The sequence below is a fragment of the Actinosynnema sp. CS-041913 genome, from assembly GCF_050942485.1.
Lineage (GTDB): Bacteria > Actinomycetota > Actinomycetes > Mycobacteriales > Pseudonocardiaceae > Actinosynnema.
Genome location: NZ_CP192037.1, coordinates 4,761,689 through 4,781,792, shown reverse-complemented (window position 1 = coordinate 4,781,792; position 20,104 = coordinate 4,761,689). Strand labels below are relative to the sequence as shown.

Here is a 20,104-nt window from a genome sequence, read left to right as displayed (position 1 = left end):
CCCGCTCGCGACCCGTCCGGGCCACCACCTGTGCGAAGTCCACTGCCGGACATGACCCGGTCCAACCGGTCCGTGCGGGACGGCCCTAGGCCCCGGCGCTGGGGCTGACCAACCCGGTCTCGTAGGCGGCGATCACCGCCTGCACGCGGTCGCGGAGGTTGAGTTTGCCGAGGATCCGGGCCACGTGCGTCTTGACGGTCGCCTCGGACAGGTGCAGGCGGCCGGCGAGTTCGGCGTTGCTCAACCCCTGCGCCAGCAGCCGCAGGACTTCCAACTCGCGCGGGGTCAACGAGGACAGGTCGCGGTGCACCGTCCCGGTGTCGCGGTGGGCGAAGCGCTCGACCAGCCGGCGGGTGATGGTCGGGGCCAGGAGCGCGTCGCCGGCGCGGACCATGCGGATGGACGCCACCAGGTGTTCCGGGGTCACGTCCTTGAGCAGGAAGCCGCTCGCCCCGGCCGACAGCGCCGCGTACACGTAGTGGTCCAGGTCGAACGTGGTCAGGATGACCACCCGCGGCTCCTCCGGCGCGCCGGCGAGGATGCGGCGGGTGGCTTCCAGGCCGTCCAGTTCGGGCATCCGGATGTCCATCAGGACCACGTCCGGCCGGGTGCGGCGAACGGCCTCGACGGCCTCCGCGCCGTTGGTCGCCTCCGCCACCACGTCGATGCCGTCGGCCGTGAGGATCATCCGGAACCCGGTGCGCACCAACAACTGGTCGTCCGCGATCACCACCCGCGGCGAGCCGGTCACGAGGCCTCCAAAGGAATCTCTGTCAGGACACGGTATCCGCCGCCTGCCCGCGGCCCGGCGTGCAGGGTTCCCCGGTAGACGGCGAGGCGTTCGCGCAAGCCGATCAGCCCGCGGCCGTCGCCGGTGGAGGCCGCGCCCGGCTCGCCTCCGGTGTCGGTGACCTCCACCCGCAGGCGCTCGGCGTCGTACTCGACCACCACCGCGGCCGAAGCGCCCGTCGCGTGTTTCACGGTGTTGGTCAACGCCTCCTGCACCACGCGGTACGCGGCCAACTCCACTCCGGACGGCAGTGGGCGCGGGGTGCCGGCCACCGTCAGCCCGACCGGCACGCCGGTGTCGCGGACCCGTGCGACCAGGGCCTGGATCTGGTCCAGGCCCGGCTGCGGGGCGAGGTCGGCCGGGCCGTCCACCGTCAGCAGGCCCATGACGTGCCGCAGCTCGGACATCGCCGCCCGACCGCCCGCCTCCACCGCGAGCAGCGCCCCGCGCGCCTGGTCCGGGTCGGCGTCCATGACCTTCCGGGCCGCGCCCGCCTGGATCACCATCACGCTGACGTTGTGCGTCACCACGTCGTGCAGCTCGCGGGCGATCCGCGCCCGCTCGTGCTCGACCGCCCGGCGCAACGCCTCGGTCTGCTCCCGTTCCAGCGCGGACACCTGCGCGAGGCCCGCGTCGGTGCGCAGCTTCCACGTCCGCATGCCGTTGGCCGCCATGGCGATCGGGACGAGGATCATCAGCGCGATGTAGTCGTGCGGCACGATGGGCAGCACCGAGTCCCGGAACGCGCTCACCGACAGCACCGCCGCCGCCACACCGGCCATCGTCGGCAGCCGGTACTGGCTGTACGCGGCGGCGCTGTAGACGGCGATCACGCACGCGTAGAACGTCAGCCTCGGTGACTCGTGCGGAGTCAGCACGGTCGCGAGCACCACGGTCCACAGCACGGTCAGCGGGTACCGGCGGCGGACCGCCAGCAGCCCCGAGGCCAGCAGCGCCGGCAGCACCGTGCCGCGCCACTCGTCCTGCTCGACGGGAAAAGGCCTCCGCGGCACGCCGGGGATGATCGGCACGTCCGGCAGGTCCGGCGGGTTGATCGCGTACTCGACCGCCGCGACGCACAGGACCAGCGCCAGCACCGCGTCGAAGACCTGACCGCGCACGGTCGGCCGCGGCGGCGGGCCGGTCGGCGCCCACAACCGGTCCAGCAGCCCGTTCATCACCGGCCCATTCTCGTGGACGGACCGGCCGCCGGACATCCGCACCGCCGCCCCTTCGCGTACACCGCTCGACTACCTCGCAAGGATGACCCGTGCCGACCTCATCCCGACGGGGTACCGGAAATGGCTCCGCCGACCGACGCGTCGCGGCTGCCCGCGCTCCTAGCGTCCACCGGGCCGATTCCTGACGACCCGAGGAGAACCGCATGACCACGCCGGTGATCGAACTGCGCGCCGTGAGCCGCAGGTACGACGACGGGCCGCCGGCACTGCACGAGGCGACGCTGACCGTGCGGACGGGCGAGGCCGTCGCGATCCTCGGACCGTCGGGCAGCGGCAAGTCCACGCTGCTCAACCTGATCGCCGGCCTGGACCGGCCGAACGGGGGCACCGTCACGGTGGACGGGGTGCGCGTCGACGGGCTGGGCGAGGCGGCTTCGGCGCGCTACCGGCGGACCCGGATCGGCCTGGTCTTCCAGTTCTTCAACCTGCTGGACGACCTGACCGTCGCCGACAACGTGGCACTGCCCGCGCAACTCGCCGGCACCGCGCGCGGCCCGGCCCGGCGGCGCGCGGCGGAACTGCTCGCGGCGCTCGGCATCGACCGACATGCCGACGCCTACCCCGGCAAGCTGTCCGGCGGTGAACGGCAGTGCGTCGCGGTCGCCAGGGCGCTGGTGAACCGCCCGGCGCTGTTGTTGGCCGACGAGCCGACCGGTGCGCTGGACACCGCGTCCGGGGAGGACGTCGGCAAGTTGCTGGCCGGGTTGAACGGCGAGGGTCAGACGATCGTGATCGTCACCCACGACCTGGCGTTGGCGCGGTCGTGTACGAATCGGACGATCCGGATCGTCGACGGGCGCGTCAGCGAGGAGGACGCGGTTGTCGACGGGCGCGTCAGCGAGGACGACGCGTGAGCGCGCTGGGCAGGGTGGTGCGCTCGGGCGTCGGGCGGCGTCGGGTGCAGGCGGTCGTGATCGGGCTGGCCACGATGATGGCGGTGACCGCGTCCGTGCTGGGCGGGTCGCTGCTGGACGTCTCGACCGCGCCGTTCGACAAGGCGTTCGCCGAACAGCGCGGCGCGCACCTGACCGCCGGGTTCTCCGCCGCCGAGGTGTCCGCCGAACAGCTCTCGGCGAACGTTCCCGGCGTCACGGCGGCGGTCGGCCCGTTCCCCACCGTGTCGGCCGTGCCGAGCGCCAAGGGCCTGGCCGAGAGGCCGCTGACGCTCGTGGGCCGCGCCGATCCGGGCGGCCCGGTCGACGCGGTCACCCTCGCCGAGGGGCGCTGGGCGGGTTCCGGCGAACTCGTGCTGTCCGCCGACGTCCCCGGCGCCGAACGGCTGATGGGCGCCACCGTCCGGTTCGCGGACCTGCCGGGCGGCCCGACGCTGACCGTGGTCGGCGTGGCGCGGTCGGTGAGCCGGACCGCCGACGCCTGGGTGTCGCCGTCCGCGATCACCGCGCCCGCCGGGTACCAGGTGCTCTACCGCTTCGCGGCGGCCGACACCGCCGAGGAGATGGACACCGCCCGCGCCGCCGTGGCGGCCTCCGTGCCGGAGGGCACGCTGGCCGGGGCGCAGTCGTGGCTGGCCGTGAAGCACGAGGCCGTCCGGGAGACGGCGGTGTACGTGCCGTTCCTGGCGGCGTTCGGGCTGCTGGGGCTGGTCATGTCGGTGCTCGTGGTCGGCAACGTGGTGGCCGGCGCGGTCGGGGCCGGGACGCGGCGGATCGGCATCCTCAAGGCCCTCGGGTTCACGCCGGCGCAGGTCGTGGGGGCGTACCTCGCGCAGGCGTTGATCCCGGCGGCGGTCGGCACCGGGCTTGGGGTGGTCGCGGGCAACCTGCTCGCGATCCCGGTGCTGGCTGAGACCGAAGAGGTATACGGCACAACGACTCTGGCCGTCTCGCTGTGGGTCGACGCGGTGGTGGCGGCCGGGGCGCTGGGCGTCGTCGCGGTGACGGCGTGGGCGAGTGCGGCACGGGCCGGGAGGCTGCGCACGGTCGACGCGATCGCCGTGGGCCGCACGCCGCGTCCCGGCCGTGGCCGGTGGGCCGCCCGGCTGACCGCGCGGCTCCCCGTGCCCCGGCCGGTCGGCCTCGGCCTGGCGCAGCCGTTCGCCCGGCCGGCGCGGACCCTCGGACTGGTCGCGGCGGTGGTGTTCGGCACCACCGCGGTCACGTTCGCGATCGGTCTGGCGGCCTCGCTCGGCGTGGTGCAGGCCGCTCGGGACGTCGACATCACGGACGTCCGGGTCGGCGGTTCCGGCCCCGGTGGGCGAACCGTGTCGGGCCCTCAAGGAGAGCGTTCGGAGCTGCCCCCCACGACCGACCACGCCGCGATCGGCACCGCGATCGAGGCGCAGGCCGGGACGAAGGCGTTCTACGGCATCGCCCGGACGCCGATGACGGTCGCCGGGGTGACGGGTTCGACGCAAGTCCTCGGGTTCTCCGGCGACACCGCGGCGAGCGGGTACCGGCTGATCTCCGGGACCTGGTTCCGCGGGCCGGGCGAGGCCGTCGTGCCGACGCCGTTCCTCACCGCCACCGGAACCCGGGTCGGGGACACCGTGACGCTGGAGGACCGGGGCAGGACGGTCGCGCTCCGGATCGTCGGCGAGGTGTACGACCTGCGCAACGACGGGATGCAGGTGCTCGCCGACGCGGCCACGTTCCCCGACCTGCGGCCGGCCGGCTATTACGTCACGGTCGAGCCGGGCACCGACGTGACCGCCTACCTGGACGGCCTGAACGCCGTGCTGCGACCGCTGGGCGTCGTCGCCCGGTCCGGGGCGGACGAGAACGTCAGCGAGGTGCTGGTCATCATCGGCACGCTCACCGCGTTCCTCACCCTGATGCTGGTCGCGGTCGCCGCGCTGGGCGTGCTCAACACGGTGGTGCTCGACACCAGGGAACGCGTCCGCGATCTCGGCGTCCACAAGGCGCTCGGCATGACACCGCGCCAGACCATCGCGATGGTGATCGCCTCGGTCGTCGTCACCGGCGTGGTCGGCGGAGCCGGCGGAGTGCCCGCCGGGACGGCCCTGCACCGGGTGGTCCTGCCCGAGATGGGCGACCGGGCCGGCACCGGGCTGCCCGCTTCGGCGTTCACCGTCTACGGCCCGGCGGAACTGGTGTTGCTCGTGCTCGGCGGGTTGGCCATCGCCATCCTGGGCGCGCTCCTGCCCGCCGTCTGGGCCGCGCGCACCCGCACCGCCACCGCGCTCCGCGCGGAGTAGGGGATCGCCGGGTGTCTGCGAGGGGGGACATCCGGCGACCCTCCACACAGGACTGAACGCGATATTCGATCGCCGCGGGCACGTCCGCTGCGGCAGCATGGTCGGGTAATCGTCGAGGAAATGTCCTGAAGGGGAACGGATGGCTGTGTCCGGAACTTCCGGCGCCACGGACCGCGGTTCACCTACCCGTAAGCAGGCGGTGATGCTGGCACTGCGGCACTACGGCCGCGAGCTGCGCCGCCAACGCAGGAACGCCTTACCAGCGCTGCTGCTTCCCGCGCTGGGCAACACCTGCCTGCTCTACCTCGCGCCGCTCGCGGTCGCCGCGCTGGTGGGCCGGCTCGCCGGCGGCGCGGACAGCGGACTCGCCACCGTGTTGCCGTACGTGCTCACCTTCGCCGGCCTGCTGCTGCTCGCGGAAGTCCTGTGGCGGATCGGCATCCACTGCCTCAACCGCACCGACGGCCGGGGCATCGAGAAACTGGCCGTGGACGGCATGGACGAGCTGCTGGCGAAGGACGCGGCGTTCTTCCACGACAACTTCGCCGGCTCGCTCACCAAACGCGTGCTCAGCTTCGCGGCGCGCTTCGAGGAATTCGTCGACACCCTGGCGTTCTCGGTCATCGCCAACCTCGTGCCGCTCGCGTTCGCGTGCGTGGTGCTGTGGCGCTACGACCCGTTGCTCGTGATCATCCTCCTCGGCCTGATCGCACTCACCGGTCTGGTCATCGCGCCCCTCGTCCGCCGCCGCCAGGCGTTGGTGGACGAGCGGGAGGCCGCCATCGCCCGGGTGTCCGGCCACGTCGCCGACACCCTGACCAACATGGAGACCGTCCGGGCCTTCGCCGCCGAGGAGCGGGAAGCCGCGGAGCACCGGAAGCGGGTCGCCGAACAGCGGACGCTGGCACTGAGGTCCTGGGACTACGGCAATCTCCGCATCGACACGGTCGTCGCGCCGCTGTCCGTGCTCACCAACACGCTGGGCCTGCTGGTGGCGGTCGGCCTCACCGACGGCGCGCTGGGCGTCGAAGCGATTCTGGTGACGTTCGCGTACTTCTCGAACGCGACCCGGATCATGTTCGAGTTCAACCAGATCTACCGCCGCCTGGAGAGCTCGCTCACCGAAGCGGCCCAGTTCACGGAACTCCTGCTGACCCGGCCGACCGTCGTGGACCCGCCGTCCCCGGAGCCGCTGCGCCCGAAGAACGCGGACGTCCACTTCGACCGGATCACCTTCGCGCACCACGCGGGGAGGCCGCTGTTCGACGGCCTGGACCTGAACATCCCGAGCGGCGCCAAGGTGGGCCTGGTCGGGCGTTCCGGCGGCGGGAAGACCACGGTGACCAGACTGCTGCTGCGCCTGATGGACGTCGACGGCGGACGGATCCTGGTGGGTGGGCAGGACATCTCGAAGCTGCGCCAAGTCGACCTCCGGAGCCTGATCGCCTACGTGCCCCAGGAACCGGCCATGTTCCACCGGACATTGCGGGAGAACATCGCCTTCGCCAGGCCGGGCGCGACCGACGCCGAGATCCGCCGCGCCGCCGAGGCGGCTCACGTGACGGGGTTCGCCGAGTCTTTGCCCAAGGGCTTCGACACCCTGGTGGGCGAGCGGGGCGTCAAGCTGTCCGGCGGTCAACGCCAACGGGTGGCCCTGGCCCGAGCCATCCTGCGCGACGCGCCGATCCTGCTGCTGGACGAGGCGACGAGCGCGCTGGACTCGGAGAACGAGATCCTGGTCCAGGACGCCCTGTGGAAGTTGATGGAGGACCGGACGGCCCTCGTCGTGGCCCACCGGCTGAGCACGGTCGTGCGGATGGACCAGCTCGTGGTGCTGGACGAGGGCCGCATCCTCGAACAGGGGACGCACGACGAACTGCTCCGGGCACAGGGCTCCTACGCCCGCCTGTGGCACCACCAGTCCGGTGGCTTCCTGGCCGACGACAGCGCCGAGCCGGTCGACATCCGGTAGTCGATCATCGTGTCGGCCGCGTCCCGGACGAGCCCGCAAAGGGGGCGTCCCGGGCGGCGCCATCACTAGGATTCCGATGTGGACGAGATCCGGGGCCACTGGGCCGTGATAGTGGAGCAGAGCCAGTCCGGCCAGCAGGCGTACGCCTGGGCGGTGGGTCCGATCCAACCGGCGGACAGCCGGGAACACGCCAGGGCCGTCGCGGCCGAGTTGGCCAGGACCTACCGCCCGACCCACCCCCGGCGGCTGCGGCGTCGGACGGTGTTCCGGCAGGACGAGGACACGCTGTTCGTCCTGCTGGCGGGCATGACCAGCAAAGTCCACCTGCGGATCGGCGTGGTGCGGCTGGTCGCCGATCTCGACGCCGAAGGCAGGCCGTTCGAAGGCTGAACCGGCGGCTGGTCCGAACCGGCGGGCTGGTGGCTTCCCGCCTCGGTCTACACCGTAGACGTAATGCGTGTACGGTGTAGACATGACGGGCACAGCGGAGCGGATCGCGTCGGCCGCGTTGGCGATCCTGTTGGACGAAGGCGCCGCGGCCGTGACGATGCGGCGGGTGGCGGCGGAGGTCGGGGTCACCGCGATGGCCACCTACCGGCACTACCCCAACCGCGACGCCCTGCTGCGCTCCGTGGTCGACGCGGCCGTCGCCGACCTGACGGCGGACTGGGGGAAGCGCGACGACACCGGCACGTTCGACGGGCGGGTCGACGGGTTGGCGGACGACTTCCTCGATTTCGCCCTCGGGCAGCCCAATCTGTACAAGTTCGTGGTCACTGACCGGCGTGCGGAGGTGCGGCGGTTCCCCGACGACTTCCGGTCCGGGGGATCGCCCACGTTCAGCCCGGTGTTCAGCGCCGTCGAGCAGGGCCTCCGCGACGGCGTGCTGAAACCCGGCGACCCGCTGGAGATCACGCTCGCCCTCACCACCCCGGCCATGGGGCTGGTCCAGCTCTACCACGCCGGCCGCATCGAACTGACCGAAGCGGACTTCCGCGCGTTGTGCAAGCGCACTGTCGAAAGGGTCCTCAATGGACTTAAGCCGTAGCCCGAAGACCGTCGGCGCCGTCGTCGGATCGGGGGCGTTGTTCTTCCTGGGCACCGGTTTCGAGCCGGTCGCCGCGCTGACCTGGGTGGCCCCGCTGCCCATCCTGCTGCTGGCACCGCGGGTGTCCGGTCCGGTCGCGGCGGTGAGCGCGGCGGTGGCGTTCCTGCTCGGCACCGCGAACAGTTGGGGCCTCCAACTCCGGTCCCACGACACGCCGCTGTGGCCGGTCGGTCTGATGATCAACGTCGGGATGTCGCTGACGTTCCTGGTCGCCGTCGTCGCCTTCCGCGCGCAGGCGACGAAGGGCCGTGCGCTCTTCGCCGCCGTCGCCGCGCCGGCGGTGTGGACCGGTCTGCTGTACGTCGTGTCGGTGGCCAACCCGATGGGGTTGATGGGCACGTTCGCCAACCACCAGGGCGACGTGCCGCTGGTGCTCCAGACCGCGTCGGTGACCGGTATGTGGGGGGTCGAGTTCCTGGTGCTGTTCGTGCCCTCCGCCGTCGCGGCGCTGTTCGCTCCGGGCGCGTCCCGCGCCGTCCGGGTCCGGACGGCGACCCTCGCGCTCGTCGTGCTCGGGACGTCGCTGGGGTGGGGAGCGCTGCGGCAGTCCGGCGCCGAGCCGACCGAACGGGTGGCGGCGATCGCGACCAACCAGACGGTCTGGGCTCCGGACCTCGCCACGCAACCCGGACGCGACCTCGTGGCCGCCTACGCGGACCGGATCGCGGCCCTGCCGGACGGGGTGAAGACCGTGGTGCTGCCGGAGCAGTCCGTCCGGTCGACGGAAGCCCGCCCCGCCGCCCTCTACGAGCCGATGAGCCGGGTCGCGCGGAGTCGGGGGATCGACGTCGTGGTCGGCTTCGCGCACTGGGACGGGAACCTCAAGTACAACTACGCGCTCACGTTCCCCGCGCGCGGCGGCGACCCGTCCGTCTACCTCAAGCACCACGACACGGTCAGCCCGCCCGGCGACGACCTCGTCTTCACCGATCTCCGCGCGGGTGTGGAGGTGTGCGCCGACCTCAACCACTCGACGCCCAGCCGGGACTACGCGTCCGCGGGGAGCCGGCTGCTCCTGGTCCCGGCGTCCGACGAGACCGACAACGGTTGGCAGCACAGCAGGGTCGCGCTGCTGCGGGGCGTCGAGCACGGCCAGGCCGTGGTGTGGTCGGCCCGCACCGGCACCCTGATGATCGCCGACGGCCGCGGCCGGGTCGTGGCCGAGGCGCGGACCAGTGGCCCGGAGCCGTTCACGGCGATCGTGGCGGACGTGCCGGTGGGGCCCGGCGCGACGGCCTACACCCGCCTCGGCGACTGGTTCGGGTGGCTCTGCCTCGCGGTGGGGATCGTCGCCCTGGCCACGGGGGCGCGGCACGTGCGGTCGCGGGCCGGCGCGGACGTCGGCGCACCGCCTCGCGGCTGAGCCGGCGGCGAACCTCGCGTCGTCGGCGTCCGCGGCGGAAGGTTCCGCGGGATCTGATCAAGTTTTGTCACAAATCACGGGTGCACCGGAAGCCCTGACCGCTAGGCTGCACAACGGTTCGCGCGAACCTCTCGTAGTCGATTAACCCGCATGAGGGAGACCCAGGCATGGGAGAGTTCGGCGCGTCCTGGAGACGGTTCGCCGGTGTCGGAGTTGCTGCGGTGGTTGCCGTGGGACTCAGTGCTGCACCGGCGTCCGCTCAGGGGGGCATTGTGGGCGCGACCAGCGTTGACGCTGTCGCGGGTAGCTACATCGTGGTGCTCAAGGACCGCGATCAGATCAACTCGGCCGCGGCCAAGGTGGGTGCCCGGATCACCCACCGGTACCAGACCGTGGTCGACGGGTTCGCCGCGACCATGAGCGAGGACCAGGCGAAGCGGCTCGCCGCCGATCCGTCGGTGGTGTCCGTGGTCCAGGACCAGAAGGTCCGCAAGTCGGGCGTGCAGCCCAACCCGCCGTCGTGGGGTCTCGACCGGATCGACCAGCGCGACCGGCCGTTGGACAACGCGTACACCTACCCGAACTCGGGCGCCGGTGTGCACGTCTACGTCATCGACTCGGGCATCAGGACGACCCACGGCGACTTCGGCGGACGGGCGACCTTCGACTACAACGCCGTCGACACCGAGAACAGCGACTGCGACGGGCACGGCACGCACGTGGCCGGCACGGTCGGCGGCGCCACGGTCGGTGTGGCCAAGGAATCCCGGCTGCACGCGATCAAGGTGCTGGACTGCGAGGGCAGCGGCACGGCTTCGGGCGTGATCGCGGGCCTCGACTGGGTGGCCACGAACAAGGTCCAGCCCGCCGTGGTGAACATGAGCCTCGGCGGCCTCCCGCACGACCTGCTCGACTCGGCCGTGCGGCGGACGATCACGGCCGGCATCACGGTCGTGGTGGCGGCGGGGAACGACGACGCCGACGCGTGCGAGCAGTCGCCCGCCCGCGTGGCCGAGGCGATCACCGTGGGCTCGACGAACGTCGACGACGCGCGGTCGAGCTTCTCCAACTACGGCACCTGCACCGACCTGTTCGCACCGGGTGAGGAGATCTTCTCCACCTGGAACAGCGGGGACGACCACGGCGCGACCCTCAGCGGCACGTCGATGGCGTCGCCGCACGTCGCCGGTGTGGCGGCGCTGCACCTGTACGCCAACTCGGGCACGGCCCCGCAGGCGTTGCAGGAAGCGATCGTCAACACCTCGACGCGGGACCGCGTCACGTCTCCCGGCGCGGGTTCGCCGAACCGGCTCCTGAACGCGTCGCTGCCGCCCGCGCAGCCGCGTCCGGACCGGCTGGTGCGCGGTGAGGAGTTGACCGTCGGCCAGTCGCGGACGTCGGAGAACGGGCAGTTCCGCCTCGTGCTCCAGCCGGACGGCAACCTGGTGCTCTACGCCACGGACGGTGGCCAGGCGTTGTGGGACAGCCACACCTGGGGCACCGACGTGACCCGCGCGGTGTTGCAGGAGGACGGCAACTTCGTGCTCTACTCGGCTGCTGGTGTGGCGCGTTGGCACACCAATAGCTGGGGCACGGTGGCCGACCGCCTGGTCGTGCAGAACGACGACAACGTCGTCCTGTACGGCCCGTCGCACGAGGTCTTCTGGCACCGCAAGCAGTAACCGATCGGCAGTGACGTGCCGGGGCCGCTTCGGCGGTCCCGGCACGCCGTTCTCCCGGTACGGCCGGTGAAACTCCCGGCGGGGGTCGGGTCAGGCCGGGAACGCGGAGCGCGCGGAGTAGCCGAAGTCGGAGAGCAGCGCCTGACCGTTGATCGGCCGTGCGTGGGGACCGGCCAGGAAGAGCACCTGACGGGCCACTTCGTCCGCCGTCTGGACGGGGAAGCCGGCGTTGTCGATCGCGCTGTCGCCGAGGTCCGCCCTGGCCATCGGAGTGTCCACAACGGACGGGGCGACGCAGTTGACCCGCACCCGGTCCAGTTCCACCGCGAGGGCGCGGGTGAGGGCGACCACGGCGCCCTTGGAGGCGCAGTAGGGCGCCATGCCCGGCGTCGCCACGAACGCCGAGTCGCTGGCCAGGAAGACGATCGCCCCGCCGGTGGCGAGGTGCGGGTAGGTGTGCTTCGCGAGGAGCAACTGGCCGGTCACGTTCACCGCGAGCACGGCCGCCAGGTCGGCCGCCGACGTGTCGACCAACGGGGTGCCGACGGGGCCGGAGATGCCCGCGCAGCCCACCACCACGTCCAGCCCGCCCAGTCTCGCCACGGCGGTCGCCACGGCCTCGGCCATGCTCGACTCGTCCGTCACGTCCGTTCGGACGGTGTCGATGTCGTCGGGGCCCGGAGCGCGGTCGAGCACGACGACTTTCGCTCCCTCGGCTCGGAACGCTCGGGCACAGGCCAGGCCGATCCCGGACGCACCTCCGGTGACCAGCACGTTTCGCTCGGTGAACGCCAACTGCATGGCGTCCATCGTCCGGGTTCGACGCCCGTGCGGGGTTGACGGTCGGCGCACCGTCCTTGTCCGCTGCCGCACGGGTGCGCCTCCGGGCGTTCCGCCGTGCCCGCCGACGGCCGGAGACTGCCCGGGTAGGCCGAGAAAGGAAGATCATGACGGAGACCGCAACGACCCTGTCGGACACTTCGACCTGGCTGCCCCTGGACGGCCTCGCGCCGGGCTTCGACGCGAACAAGGCGCCGACGGTCGGGGACCTGCACGGGCGTGAGGTGGTGCTCGACGGGCCGGACGGGACGTTGCTGACCGCACGGTTCACCGGGACCAGGATCGAGTGGGACCACGGTGTGGACGAGTGCGAGACGTTCCTGGTGGACGACGACCTGTACTACACGCAGTTCCACCCGAAGGCACGTCCCGACGAGGCGGTGTCGCTGTTCCTCGACCTGCGCAACGGCCGGGCCCTGCTGGTGACGACGACCATCGGCGAGGACGGCACCCCGCGCGTGACCCAGCGGTTCGTCCCCGCCACCCTGCGCGGCTCCGACGTCCGCGGCGAGGCGCCCGCGCCGACCCGGGCGCTGATCGGCCGCCGGGCGATGTGGGTCTACAGCGAGCAGCACGCGTACGAGCACGTCTACCTCAGCCCCCACTGGTACACGTGGCAGTGCCTGTCCGGCCCGGAGAAGGGGCTGGCCGACACCGACGAGAACTCGGTGTACCAATTGCGCCCCGGCATCTACGTGTTCACGTGGCGCGAGAAGGTCATCCCGTGCGCCTCCGTCACGGTCGCCGACCACCGCGACGTCCACCGCCTGCGTTCGCACGGCGTCCTGTTCGGCCTGGACGAGACCGGTCGGACCCCGACGCACTTCACCTTCGGCGCGCACGGCCGCCTGCTCAGCAACACCGTGCACCCCGAGGAATTCGATCCCGCGCTGGACTGAGCCCCCGTTACAGTCCCGGCATGGCGCTTCCCGAGCCGACCACCGCGCGGCTGCGGATGCGACGCGTGTCGATGGACGACCTGGACGCGTTCGTGGCGCTGGAAACGGCGCTGCGGGCGCGGGAGGGCGGGGACACCCCGGATGCCGCGAAGTCGGCCCGCTACCTGGCCGACTTCGCGCGGGTGTGGGAGAACGGCGAACTGGGGTACTGGACGGTCCTGCTCCAGGAACGGGTCGCGGGCTTCGGCGGCGTGCAGCCGAAGCTGTGGCAGGGCCGCCGGTGCTGGAACCTGTACTACCGCGTCGATCCGGCACTGTGGGGACAGGGGATCGCGACCGAGGTGGCACGCGAGGCGGTGGCGGCCGGCACGGCCGTGCGCCCCGAATGGCCGGTCCTGGTCGAGACCCGCCCGTGGAACACCGCCGCGATCCGGGTCGCCGAACAGGCGGGTCTGGTGAGGCGGGACGACCAGGACGGCTATGCCGTGCTGCTGCTTGACGTCACGGAACGGACAGGATCCCCGGGCGGAACGGCTCCACGCCCACCACGTGCCGGACCCGGAGGGGCGCCACCAGGATCTTGACCCGTCGCTCGCCGGGGACGCGCCACTCGAACCGCTCCGTGCCCACGTACTTCTTGGCCAGCAGGTCGATGCTGCGCTCGGCCTCGTCGCCTTCGATGAACTGGACCACCCGGCCGCGGATCTCCATGCGGATGTACGGGTTCTCACTGTCCGTGCAGGACAGTGAGACACGGGGGTCGCGGCGGAGGTTCTCCTCCTTGACCCGGCCGATCGCGGTGTTGAACATGACGTATTCGCCCTCCACGTGCACCCACATGGGGGTGACCTGAGGCCAGCCGTCGGCGCTCACGGTGGCCAGGTGCCAGAAGTTCGGGGCCGCCAGCCACTCCCGCATCGGTTCACTCAGCGCTACCACGTCGCTCCGTTCGTCGAGGATCTTTGAGTACGATAGCCGCGGCATCAAGCAGCGCCAGCACCTAGGGCACGCCTGTCGCCCAGAGCAACCGTCAGCCGCCGAGAGAACCCGTATTTGAAAAAATAAAATACGCAACGGCACCACCGCAGAGGAACCACAACGCAAGGCGACCAGTACCTGCGCAGGTCTGGTCTCAAGCCGGGAACATTAAGCAAATGGACCACATCATCGATAAGCCCTGAAGCTGCCAGGGACGGCTGGAACGCCACACGCGCTACGGAGCGTGCACTTGCGGAGCCAGGTCGCGTCCTTGGGACGAAGGCACGCGGCTTGGCACCCTGGGCGGGTCGCTCTGCGGGCGGCGTGTTGCGCTGACTGCCGTCCCCCGGCAGCCTTTAGGGCTTTCGATGATGTGGTCCATTTGCGTGCTGTTCCCGGCTTGAGCCCAGACCTGCTCAGTTACCGGTCGCCTTGCTTCGTGGTCACTCTTCTGCCGTCAAGCTGCCTAAAAAGCTGTGAAAAACGATACGGGTCTCCGGAGGCTCTGCGGCGGGTCCTGGATACTCAGCCGGTCAGTCCTCCAGGTGATCTTTGCCCCGGGTCACGGCCGCGAACGCGTCCACCGTGCCGTGGCCGTAGAAGCCGTTGAACGACAGATCGCCCTCACAGGTCGCGTTGAACTCGGCCGGATGGCCCAGGTGCTCGTACGACACCGTGCGCGGCGTCGGGCACGGCACCTTGTGCGCCGTGCCGAACAGGATCCGCTGCACCTTGTCCGGGGACAGGGCGAGGGTGCCGGGTCGGCGCGGGTCCGGCACGCCGTACTCGCTGACGGTCAGGGCCGCGACGCCCGACGCGTGCGGCGACGCCATCGACGTGCCCTCCAGGAAGCGGTAGTACCCGCAGACGCCGGTCTTGCAGTACTTCTGCACGCCGGCGGCCTGGCCCTGCGGCGTGACGTTGCCGGCCGCGTCCACGTCGCCCAGCGCCACGGCGACGTTGTGCGGGTAGGTCGAGAGGATCTTGTTCTCGTTGGTCTCGTACCAGGGCGTGCCGAAGCCGTCCTTGAAGTACCCGCCGGGAGCGGACAGCGCGGTCTGCTCCACGCCGTAGTTCGAGCGGTCCGCCTTGGCCTGGGACGGTCCCAGCGCCACGACGGGCAGCACGTGGTTGCCCTCGGTCGGCATCTTGAGGCAGGTCGCGTTGTCGATCGGCCTCGGGTGCGCCGCGCCGGGCGGGTAGTTCGGGCTGCGCACGTCGGTGCGCGGCCTGCCCAGGTCCTCGTGCGTGTTGCCCATCGAGCTGACCAGCGTCACGCCCCTGCCGTGGGCGTAGTCCAGCGCCCGCTGCACCGACTCGATGGTGGTCCGCTGCTCGATCTGCTGCTCCGGCGTGTCCGCCGGGTTGGCCGGGCAGTTGAACAGCCACGGGTCGATGAAGAACGACATGTTGATCACGTCGAGCCCGATGTCCGAGCCGTAGGTCAGCGCGTCCACCACCGGCTTCACGAACAGGAAGCCGCTGTCCTGGCCACCCCGGATGTTCACCAGCGTCACGTTCGGCGCGACGCCGGAGACCCCGAACCCGTCGGCCGCCGCCGCGAGCGTGCCCGCGACGTGCGAGCCGTGGCCGTCGTCGTCGCGGTCCGCCGGGTCGAGGCAGCCGACGAACTCGCACGGCCCGTCCAGCTCGGGGATGTCCTTGGCGAAGTTGCGGGAAAGCTGCCGGTTGAAGTTCGCCCGCAGGTCCGGGTGGTTGCCGTCGATGCCGGTGTCCAGCACCCCGACGTACACCCCGCGGTGGCCGGGCTGGTGGTCGCGCGCCAGGTCGGCGCGCACCATCGAGAGCCCCCACAACTGGCCGTCCAACGGGTCCATGCCCGGTGCGGCCTCGGCGGGCCTCGGCGTGCCGGTGGGTAGCTGCTCGGCGGCCACCGGCTTCGCGTCGGGCACGCGTCCGACCGGGCGGGCGTGCGTCGCGCCGGCCACCGCGTCCGAGGCCGCCACGTCGAGCACGAAGCCGTTCGCGGGGCCGGTGACCGCCAGCAGGCCGACCCCGGTGTTCTCCTCGGTCACGACACCGCCGGCGCGGTGCACGGCGGCCACGGCCGCGTCCCGGCTCGCGCCTTCCTCCACCAGCACGAGGTAGTCGACCGTCGGCTGGGCGGCTTGGGCGCCACCCCCGGACGCACCCGTCACGGCCACCGACAGCGCCAGCAGGGCGACCGCCCCCACGATGGGCAACTTGGTCCTTCTCATCGGATCTTCCCCCTGTCACGAACAAAGTGGGACTACCCCTCCGACTTCTACGCCGGCGGCGTTCATTCGCTTCGGGGTGAGGGCGTTGAACAACAATGTCCGAACAACGACCAGGCGCGACGGACCACTTGTCCGGGGAACCCGGGGTATCCACCGCGACCCCGGACACCTCCTTCCAGGTGACAAGCCGCTGCGGCGAACGCCGCAGCGGCCTGACTGGGGGGACACATGCACCGGAGAAGCACGGCCCTCGCCGCCGCGGTGATGGCGCTGACGCCGGCACTCGCCATCCCGGCCACGGCGGCGGCGCCCGTCGGGGCCACCGTGGTGGCCGCCGAGTTCGGCGCGGACGGGACGATCACGGAACGGAGGGAACACCTGCCCCGGAACGGGTTGCGGGGCATGACGAAGGCGGACCCCCGACCCGCGAAGGCGGACCCTCGACCGGCGAAGGCGGACCCCCGACCCGCGAAGGCCCCGGCGGCGGCCGGCGTGCGGAGCCGGACGGTGGGGCTGCTGGAGTCCACGGTGCCGGGCGGCACGGGGCTGTGCACCGCGAGCATGGTCGCGAGCACGCACCAGGTGCTGGTGATCACCGCCGCGCACTGCGTGCACGAGGGCGGCGGCGGCCGGTGGCTGAACCCGATCCACTTCACGCCGGACTACGTCGACGGCCAGGCTCCGCTCTACGGCAGGTTCCGCGCCAAGGCCGCCTACACCTTCGAGGGCTGGACGAAGAGCGGCCTGTACCACTGGGACCTGGCGTTCGTCCTGCTGGAGCCCAACGACATCGGGGTGCCCGGCGAACTGGTGGGGGAGAACGGGATCATCGTCAACGCGCCGAGGGTCGCGACCCGCACGATCATCTCCTACGAGAACCTGGTGCTGCACCAGTGCACCGGGGAGACGTCCAGGTCGCCGCTCCCGCTGGTGGACTTCCGGGTGTGGATGTGGGGCTGCCCGACCACGCCGACGGAGGGCGACAGCGGCAGCCCGTGGCTGGAGGGCTACGACCCGCAGAGCCAGCTCGGTTACGTCAACGGGGTCATCAGCCAGGGCTCCGCCGCCAACGGCAACGTCATCACTCCGTACTTCGACGACTACATCGGCGATCTGTACCTGGACGTCCGCGAGCTGTCGTAGTGCTATGGCGATCTGTGATCTCCCTGGGTTGATCAGGCGCGGTCTACGGTCGGGTGACCGCCGGGGCAGGCCGTCGACAGCCCGCCCTCGCACCCCGTGGCCCGACCGGCCGCGGGCCCTCCGGCGGTCCCCCTGCACTGCGAGGAGATCCAGCATGTCCAGACTGCGTATGCCGCCGCTCGTCGCCCTGGCGGTGATGACCACGTTCGGAGGCGCCCTGGCCGCCGCTCCGCCCGCGTCCGGTGATCCCTCCGTCGCCGAACAACCCGTGCTGGCCGCGATGCGGCGCGATCTCGGCGTCGCCGACCCGGTGGCCCGGCTGGCCGCCGAGCGGGACGCGGCCAGGGCGGACCGGGGGCTGCGGGCGGCCCTCGGTTCCCGTCTCGGCGGGAGTTGGTTCGACGCCGAGCGCGGCAAGCTCGTCGTCGCCGTGACCGACTCCCGCGCCGCCGCCGCGGTGCGCGCCCGGGGTGCGGAGCCCAGGCTCGTCGCACGCGGCGAATCCACCCTGGTCGCGGCCAAGAGCAGGCTCGACGCCGCCGCGCCCGCGGCGCCGGCGGCCGTGCCCGGCTGGCGGACCGACCCGGCCACGAACAGCGTGCTCGTCAAGCACGCGCCGGGAGCAGAGGCCCGAGCGCGCGCCTGGGTGGCCGCGACCGGGGTGGACGCCGGGACCGTCACCTTCGTCGAGTCCCTGGAACGGCCCCGGCCGCTGATCGACGTGGTCGGCGGCAACCGCTACTGGACCAGCAAGTACGGCTGCTCGGTCGGGTTCTCGGTGCAGGGCGGTTTCATCACGGCCGGGCACTGCGGCAAGGTCGGCGAGACGACGACCCAGCCGGGCGGCCGGTTCGAGGGCTCCAGCTTCCCCACCAACGACATGGCGTTCGTGCGCACCAACGCGGGTGAGACGCCGATCGGCGCGGTCAACGACTACAACGGCGGCCGGGTCGCGGTGAAGGGCTCCGAGGAGGCGCCCGTCGGGTCGTCCATCTGCCGTTCCGGCGGCACGACCGGCTGGCACTGCGGCACCATCCGCTCCCGCAACGCGACGGTCGACTACGGCCCGGAGATCGGCAAGGTGTACGAGGCGATCGAGACCACGGCGTGCGCCGAGCCCGGCGACTCCGGCGGCTCGGCCATCTCCGACGGCCAGGCCCAGGGCGTGACCTCGGGCGGGTCCGGGGACTGCAAGGGCGGCGCGGCGACGACGTACTTCCAGCCGGTGCCCGAGATCCTGCGCTCGTACAGCGTCACCCTGCTGACCACGGACGGCACCCCGAACCCGCCGGGCTGCGGCACGGCGGCGACGGGCACCCTGTCGTCGGGCGGCACCGTGGTGGAGCCGAAGGCGGGCTACTTCGACGCCGCGGCCGGCGCGCACAAGGCCTGCCTGAAGGGTCCGGCCGGGACCGACTTCGACCTGTACCTGCAACGCCAGAGCGGGACCACCTGGCGCACGGTCGCCTCCGGCACCGGGCCCAGCTCGACCGAGCAGGTCACCTACAACGGCACGGCCGGGCGCTACCGGTGGCAGGTGCGCTCCTACAGCGGCACGGGCCAGTACACCCTGGAGACGAGCATGCCCTAGGCAGGGTTCGCACGCGGTTGAGGGGTCCGTGGCGGTGCGGACCCCTTTCCCGCGTGCGCCGGGCGGCGGTACGGTCGCGGGACCACCGGAGGGCGGGAGACTCGCCCGGCGGGGGATGCGGAGGTCCCGTGGAGCTGGAAGTACGCCACCTGCGCGCGCTGGCCGCGATCGACGACACCGGCAGCCTCACCCGCGCCGCGCGCCGGCTCGGCATGTCCCAGCCCGCCTTGTCCGGGCTGCTCAAGCGGATCGAGCACAGCGTCGGCGGCGCGCTGTTCTTCCGGGCCGAGTACGGCTGCCTGCCGACCCCGCTGGGCACGGAGGTGCTGGGCGAGGCGCGGGTCGTGCTCAGCAGCATGTCCGCGATCGCCGAGCGGGTGGGCGAGTGGTCGCGCCGGGGCGGGCCGTCGGACCCGTTGCGGATCGGCGGGTACTGCGGGTTCCTGCACGTGGCGGTGAGCCGGTGGCTGCGCGACCAGCCGTGGTGCGCGGACGTGAACCTCCAGGAGGACATGGACGAGCGGATCAGCGTCGACAAGGTGGCGATCGGCGAGCTGGACCTCGCCCTGGTCTACCGGCCGCCGCTGCCGGGGATGTCCGTCCCGCCCGGCGTCGCGAGCATCCTGGTCCACCCCGCCGAGCCGGTGTTCGTCGTGATGGCGCACGACCACCCGATCGTCCGGCCCGGTCCGGTGCCGGTGGAGGACATCTTCGAGCACGCCTGGGTGGACGAGCCGCCGGGCACGTCCCGCTGGTGGACCTACCTCAACCAGGTGTGCCAGGAGCACGGCGTGGCGCTGCGCCAGCCGCACAGCACCCAGTGCCTGTCGACCCTGCTGGAACTGGTGCTGGCGAAGCTGGCCGTGGGGCCCGCGCTGGCCACCAGCCGGAACCGGGCGGACAGCATCGTCGTGCGGGCCATCGAGGGCACGCCGATGTGGCAGGAGCTGCGCCTGTTCTACCGCCCGGACACCGTGGTGGCGGCCCACATCGACGAGATCTACTCGCACATCCTTGACAGCTACGCGAACCGCCAGGGCTGTAGCCCCGCCTTCGACGCCTGGTGGTGCGAACGGGGCCGCGAACTCCTGCCCGCAGTCTGA

General features: G+C 71.8%; 17 protein-coding genes. 12 read left to right on the top strand and 5 right to left on the bottom strand.

Annotated elements, in window-relative coordinates; genetic code table 11:
• Positions 1–85: 85 nt before the first annotated feature.
• Together ACQPZF_RS22165 and ACQPZF_RS22160 are read right to left on the bottom strand one after the other, a co-directional pair.
• Positions 86–751, bottom strand: coding sequence for a response regulator (locus tag ACQPZF_RS22165; protein ID WP_433259917.1), 666 nt, complete (start codon positions 749–751; stop codon positions 86–88).
• Positions 748–2,007 (bottom strand): sensor histidine kinase, encoded by a 1,260-nt coding sequence (locus tag ACQPZF_RS22160; RefSeq protein ID WP_433274654.1) that lies wholly within the window; start codon positions 2,005–2,007, stop codon positions 748–750. The genes ACQPZF_RS22165 and ACQPZF_RS22160 overlap by 4 nt, the downstream gene beginning before the upstream one ends.
• A 167-nt stretch (positions 2,008–2,174) precedes the next feature.
• On the opposite strand from ACQPZF_RS22160, the gene ACQPZF_RS22155 reads away from it, so the two are divergent.
• From ACQPZF_RS22155 to ACQPZF_RS22125, 7 genes are all read left to right on the top strand, one after another.
• Positions 2,175–2,885: an ABC transporter ATP-binding protein gene (locus ACQPZF_RS22155; protein ID WP_433259916.1), complete on the top strand. Its 711-nt coding sequence runs from the start codon at positions 2,175–2,177 to the stop codon at positions 2,883–2,885.
• Positions 2,882–5,206, top strand: a complete 2,325-nt coding sequence (locus tag ACQPZF_RS22150) for an ABC transporter permease (RefSeq protein ID WP_433259915.1) — start codon at positions 2,882–2,884, stop codon at positions 5,204–5,206. The genes ACQPZF_RS22155 and ACQPZF_RS22150 overlap by 4 nt, the downstream gene beginning before the upstream one ends.
• Positions 5,207–5,408: 202 nt before the next feature.
• The gene (locus ACQPZF_RS22145; RefSeq protein WP_433259914.1) at positions 5,409–7,178 is read left to right on the top strand and encodes an ABC transporter ATP-binding protein; all 1,770 of its coding nucleotides are present in this window, start codon (positions 5,409–5,411) and stop codon (positions 7,176–7,178) included.
• 78 nt (positions 7,179–7,256) lie between these two features.
• Positions 7,257–7,568: a hypothetical protein gene (locus ACQPZF_RS22140; RefSeq protein ID WP_433259913.1), complete on the top strand. Its 312-nt coding sequence runs from the start codon at positions 7,257–7,259 to the stop codon at positions 7,566–7,568.
• A gap of 82 nt (positions 7,569–7,650) precedes the next feature.
• A complete protein-coding gene (locus tag ACQPZF_RS22135; protein WP_433259912.1) occupies positions 7,651–8,226 on the top strand; it encodes a TetR/AcrR family transcriptional regulator in 576 nt (191 codons plus the stop codon).
• The gene (locus ACQPZF_RS22130; RefSeq protein WP_433259911.1) at positions 8,210–9,649 is read left to right on the top strand and encodes a nitrilase-related carbon-nitrogen hydrolase; all 1,440 of its coding nucleotides are present in this window, start codon (positions 8,210–8,212) and stop codon (positions 9,647–9,649) included. The genes ACQPZF_RS22135 and ACQPZF_RS22130 overlap by 17 nt, the downstream gene beginning before the upstream one ends.
• A 272-nt stretch (positions 9,650–9,921) precedes the next feature.
• On the top strand, positions 9,922–11,331 hold the full coding sequence (locus ACQPZF_RS22125) for a S8 family serine peptidase (protein WP_433259910.1): 1,410 nt from the start codon (positions 9,922–9,924) through the stop codon (positions 11,329–11,331).
• Between the two features lie 90 nt (positions 11,332–11,421).
• On the opposite strand, the gene ACQPZF_RS22120 is transcribed toward ACQPZF_RS22125, so the two are convergent.
• On the bottom strand, positions 11,422–12,132 hold the full coding sequence (locus tag ACQPZF_RS22120; protein WP_433259909.1) for an SDR family NAD(P)-dependent oxidoreductase: 711 nt from the start codon (positions 12,130–12,132) through the stop codon (positions 11,422–11,424).
• 146 nt (positions 12,133–12,278) lie between these two features.
• On the opposite strand from ACQPZF_RS22120, the gene ACQPZF_RS22115 reads away from it, so the two are divergent.
• Positions 12,279–13,070 carry a molybdenum cofactor biosynthesis F family protein gene (locus tag ACQPZF_RS22115; RefSeq protein ID WP_433259908.1) on the top strand — a complete coding sequence of 264 codons (792 nt, stop codon included), beginning with the start codon at positions 12,279–12,281 and terminating at the stop codon, positions 13,068–13,070.
• 20 nt (positions 13,071–13,090) lie between these two features.
• On the top strand, positions 13,091–13,654 hold the full coding sequence (locus ACQPZF_RS22110; RefSeq protein WP_433259907.1) for a GNAT family N-acetyltransferase: 564 nt from the start codon (positions 13,091–13,093) through the stop codon (positions 13,652–13,654).
• On the opposite strand, the gene ACQPZF_RS22105 is transcribed toward ACQPZF_RS22110, so the two are convergent.
• Both ACQPZF_RS22105 and ACQPZF_RS22100 read right to left on the bottom strand, forming a co-directional pair.
• Positions 13,572–14,009, bottom strand: coding sequence for a PPOX class F420-dependent oxidoreductase (locus ACQPZF_RS22105; RefSeq protein ID WP_433259906.1), 438 nt, complete (start codon positions 14,007–14,009; stop codon positions 13,572–13,574). The genes ACQPZF_RS22110 and ACQPZF_RS22105 overlap by 83 nt on opposite strands.
• A gap of 572 nt (positions 14,010–14,581) precedes the next feature.
• Positions 14,582–16,267, bottom strand: coding sequence for a S8 family peptidase (locus ACQPZF_RS22100; RefSeq protein WP_433259905.1), 1,686 nt, complete (start codon positions 16,265–16,267; stop codon positions 14,582–14,584).
• Between the two features lie 228 nt (positions 16,268–16,495).
• Between ACQPZF_RS22100 and ACQPZF_RS22095 the strand changes: the two genes are divergently transcribed.
• From ACQPZF_RS22095 to ACQPZF_RS22085, 3 genes are all read left to right on the top strand, one after another.
• On the top strand, positions 16,496–17,410 hold the full coding sequence (locus tag ACQPZF_RS22095) for a trypsin-like serine peptidase (RefSeq protein ID WP_433259904.1): 915 nt from the start codon (positions 16,496–16,498) through the stop codon (positions 17,408–17,410).
• Positions 17,411–17,564: 154 nt separating this feature from the next.
• Positions 17,565–19,001, top strand: coding sequence for a S1 family peptidase (locus tag ACQPZF_RS22090; RefSeq protein ID WP_433259903.1), 1,437 nt, complete (start codon positions 17,565–17,567; stop codon positions 18,999–19,001).
• Between the two features lie 128 nt (positions 19,002–19,129).
• Positions 19,130–20,104, top strand: a complete 975-nt coding sequence (locus ACQPZF_RS22085) for a LysR family transcriptional regulator (RefSeq protein WP_433259902.1) — start codon at positions 19,130–19,132, stop codon at positions 20,102–20,104.

Coding starts and splice junctions, on each gene's coding strand:
- ACQPZF_RS22100 (WP_433259905.1), bottom strand. CDS start 16,267: ATGAGAAGGACCAAGTTGCCCATCGTGGGGGCGGTCGCCCTGCTGGCG.
- ACQPZF_RS22110 (WP_433259907.1), top strand. CDS start 13,091: ATGGCGCTTCCCGAGCCGACCACCGCGCGGCTGCGGATGCGACGCGTG.
- ACQPZF_RS22090 (WP_433259903.1), top strand. CDS start 17,565: ATGTCCAGACTGCGTATGCCGCCGCTCGTCGCCCTGGCGGTGATGACC.
- ACQPZF_RS22095 (WP_433259904.1), top strand. CDS start 16,496: ATGCACCGGAGAAGCACGGCCCTCGCCGCCGCGGTGATGGCGCTGACG.
- ACQPZF_RS22135 (WP_433259912.1), top strand. CDS start 7,651: ATGACGGGCACAGCGGAGCGGATCGCGTCGGCCGCGTTGGCGATCCTG.
- ACQPZF_RS22120 (WP_433259909.1), bottom strand. CDS start 12,132: ATGCAGTTGGCGTTCACCGAGCGAAACGTGCTGGTCACCGGAGGTGCG.
- ACQPZF_RS22160 (WP_433274654.1), bottom strand. CDS start 2,007: ATGTCCGGCGGCCGGTCCGTCCACGAGAATGGGCCGGTGATGAACGGG.
- ACQPZF_RS22115 (WP_433259908.1), top strand. CDS start 12,279: ATGACGGAGACCGCAACGACCCTGTCGGACACTTCGACCTGGCTGCCC.
- ACQPZF_RS22155 (WP_433259916.1), top strand. CDS start 2,175: ATGACCACGCCGGTGATCGAACTGCGCGCCGTGAGCCGCAGGTACGAC.
- ACQPZF_RS22145 (WP_433259914.1), top strand. CDS start 5,409: ATGCTGGCACTGCGGCACTACGGCCGCGAGCTGCGCCGCCAACGCAGG.
- ACQPZF_RS22130 (WP_433259911.1), top strand. CDS start 8,210: ATGGACTTAAGCCGTAGCCCGAAGACCGTCGGCGCCGTCGTCGGATCG.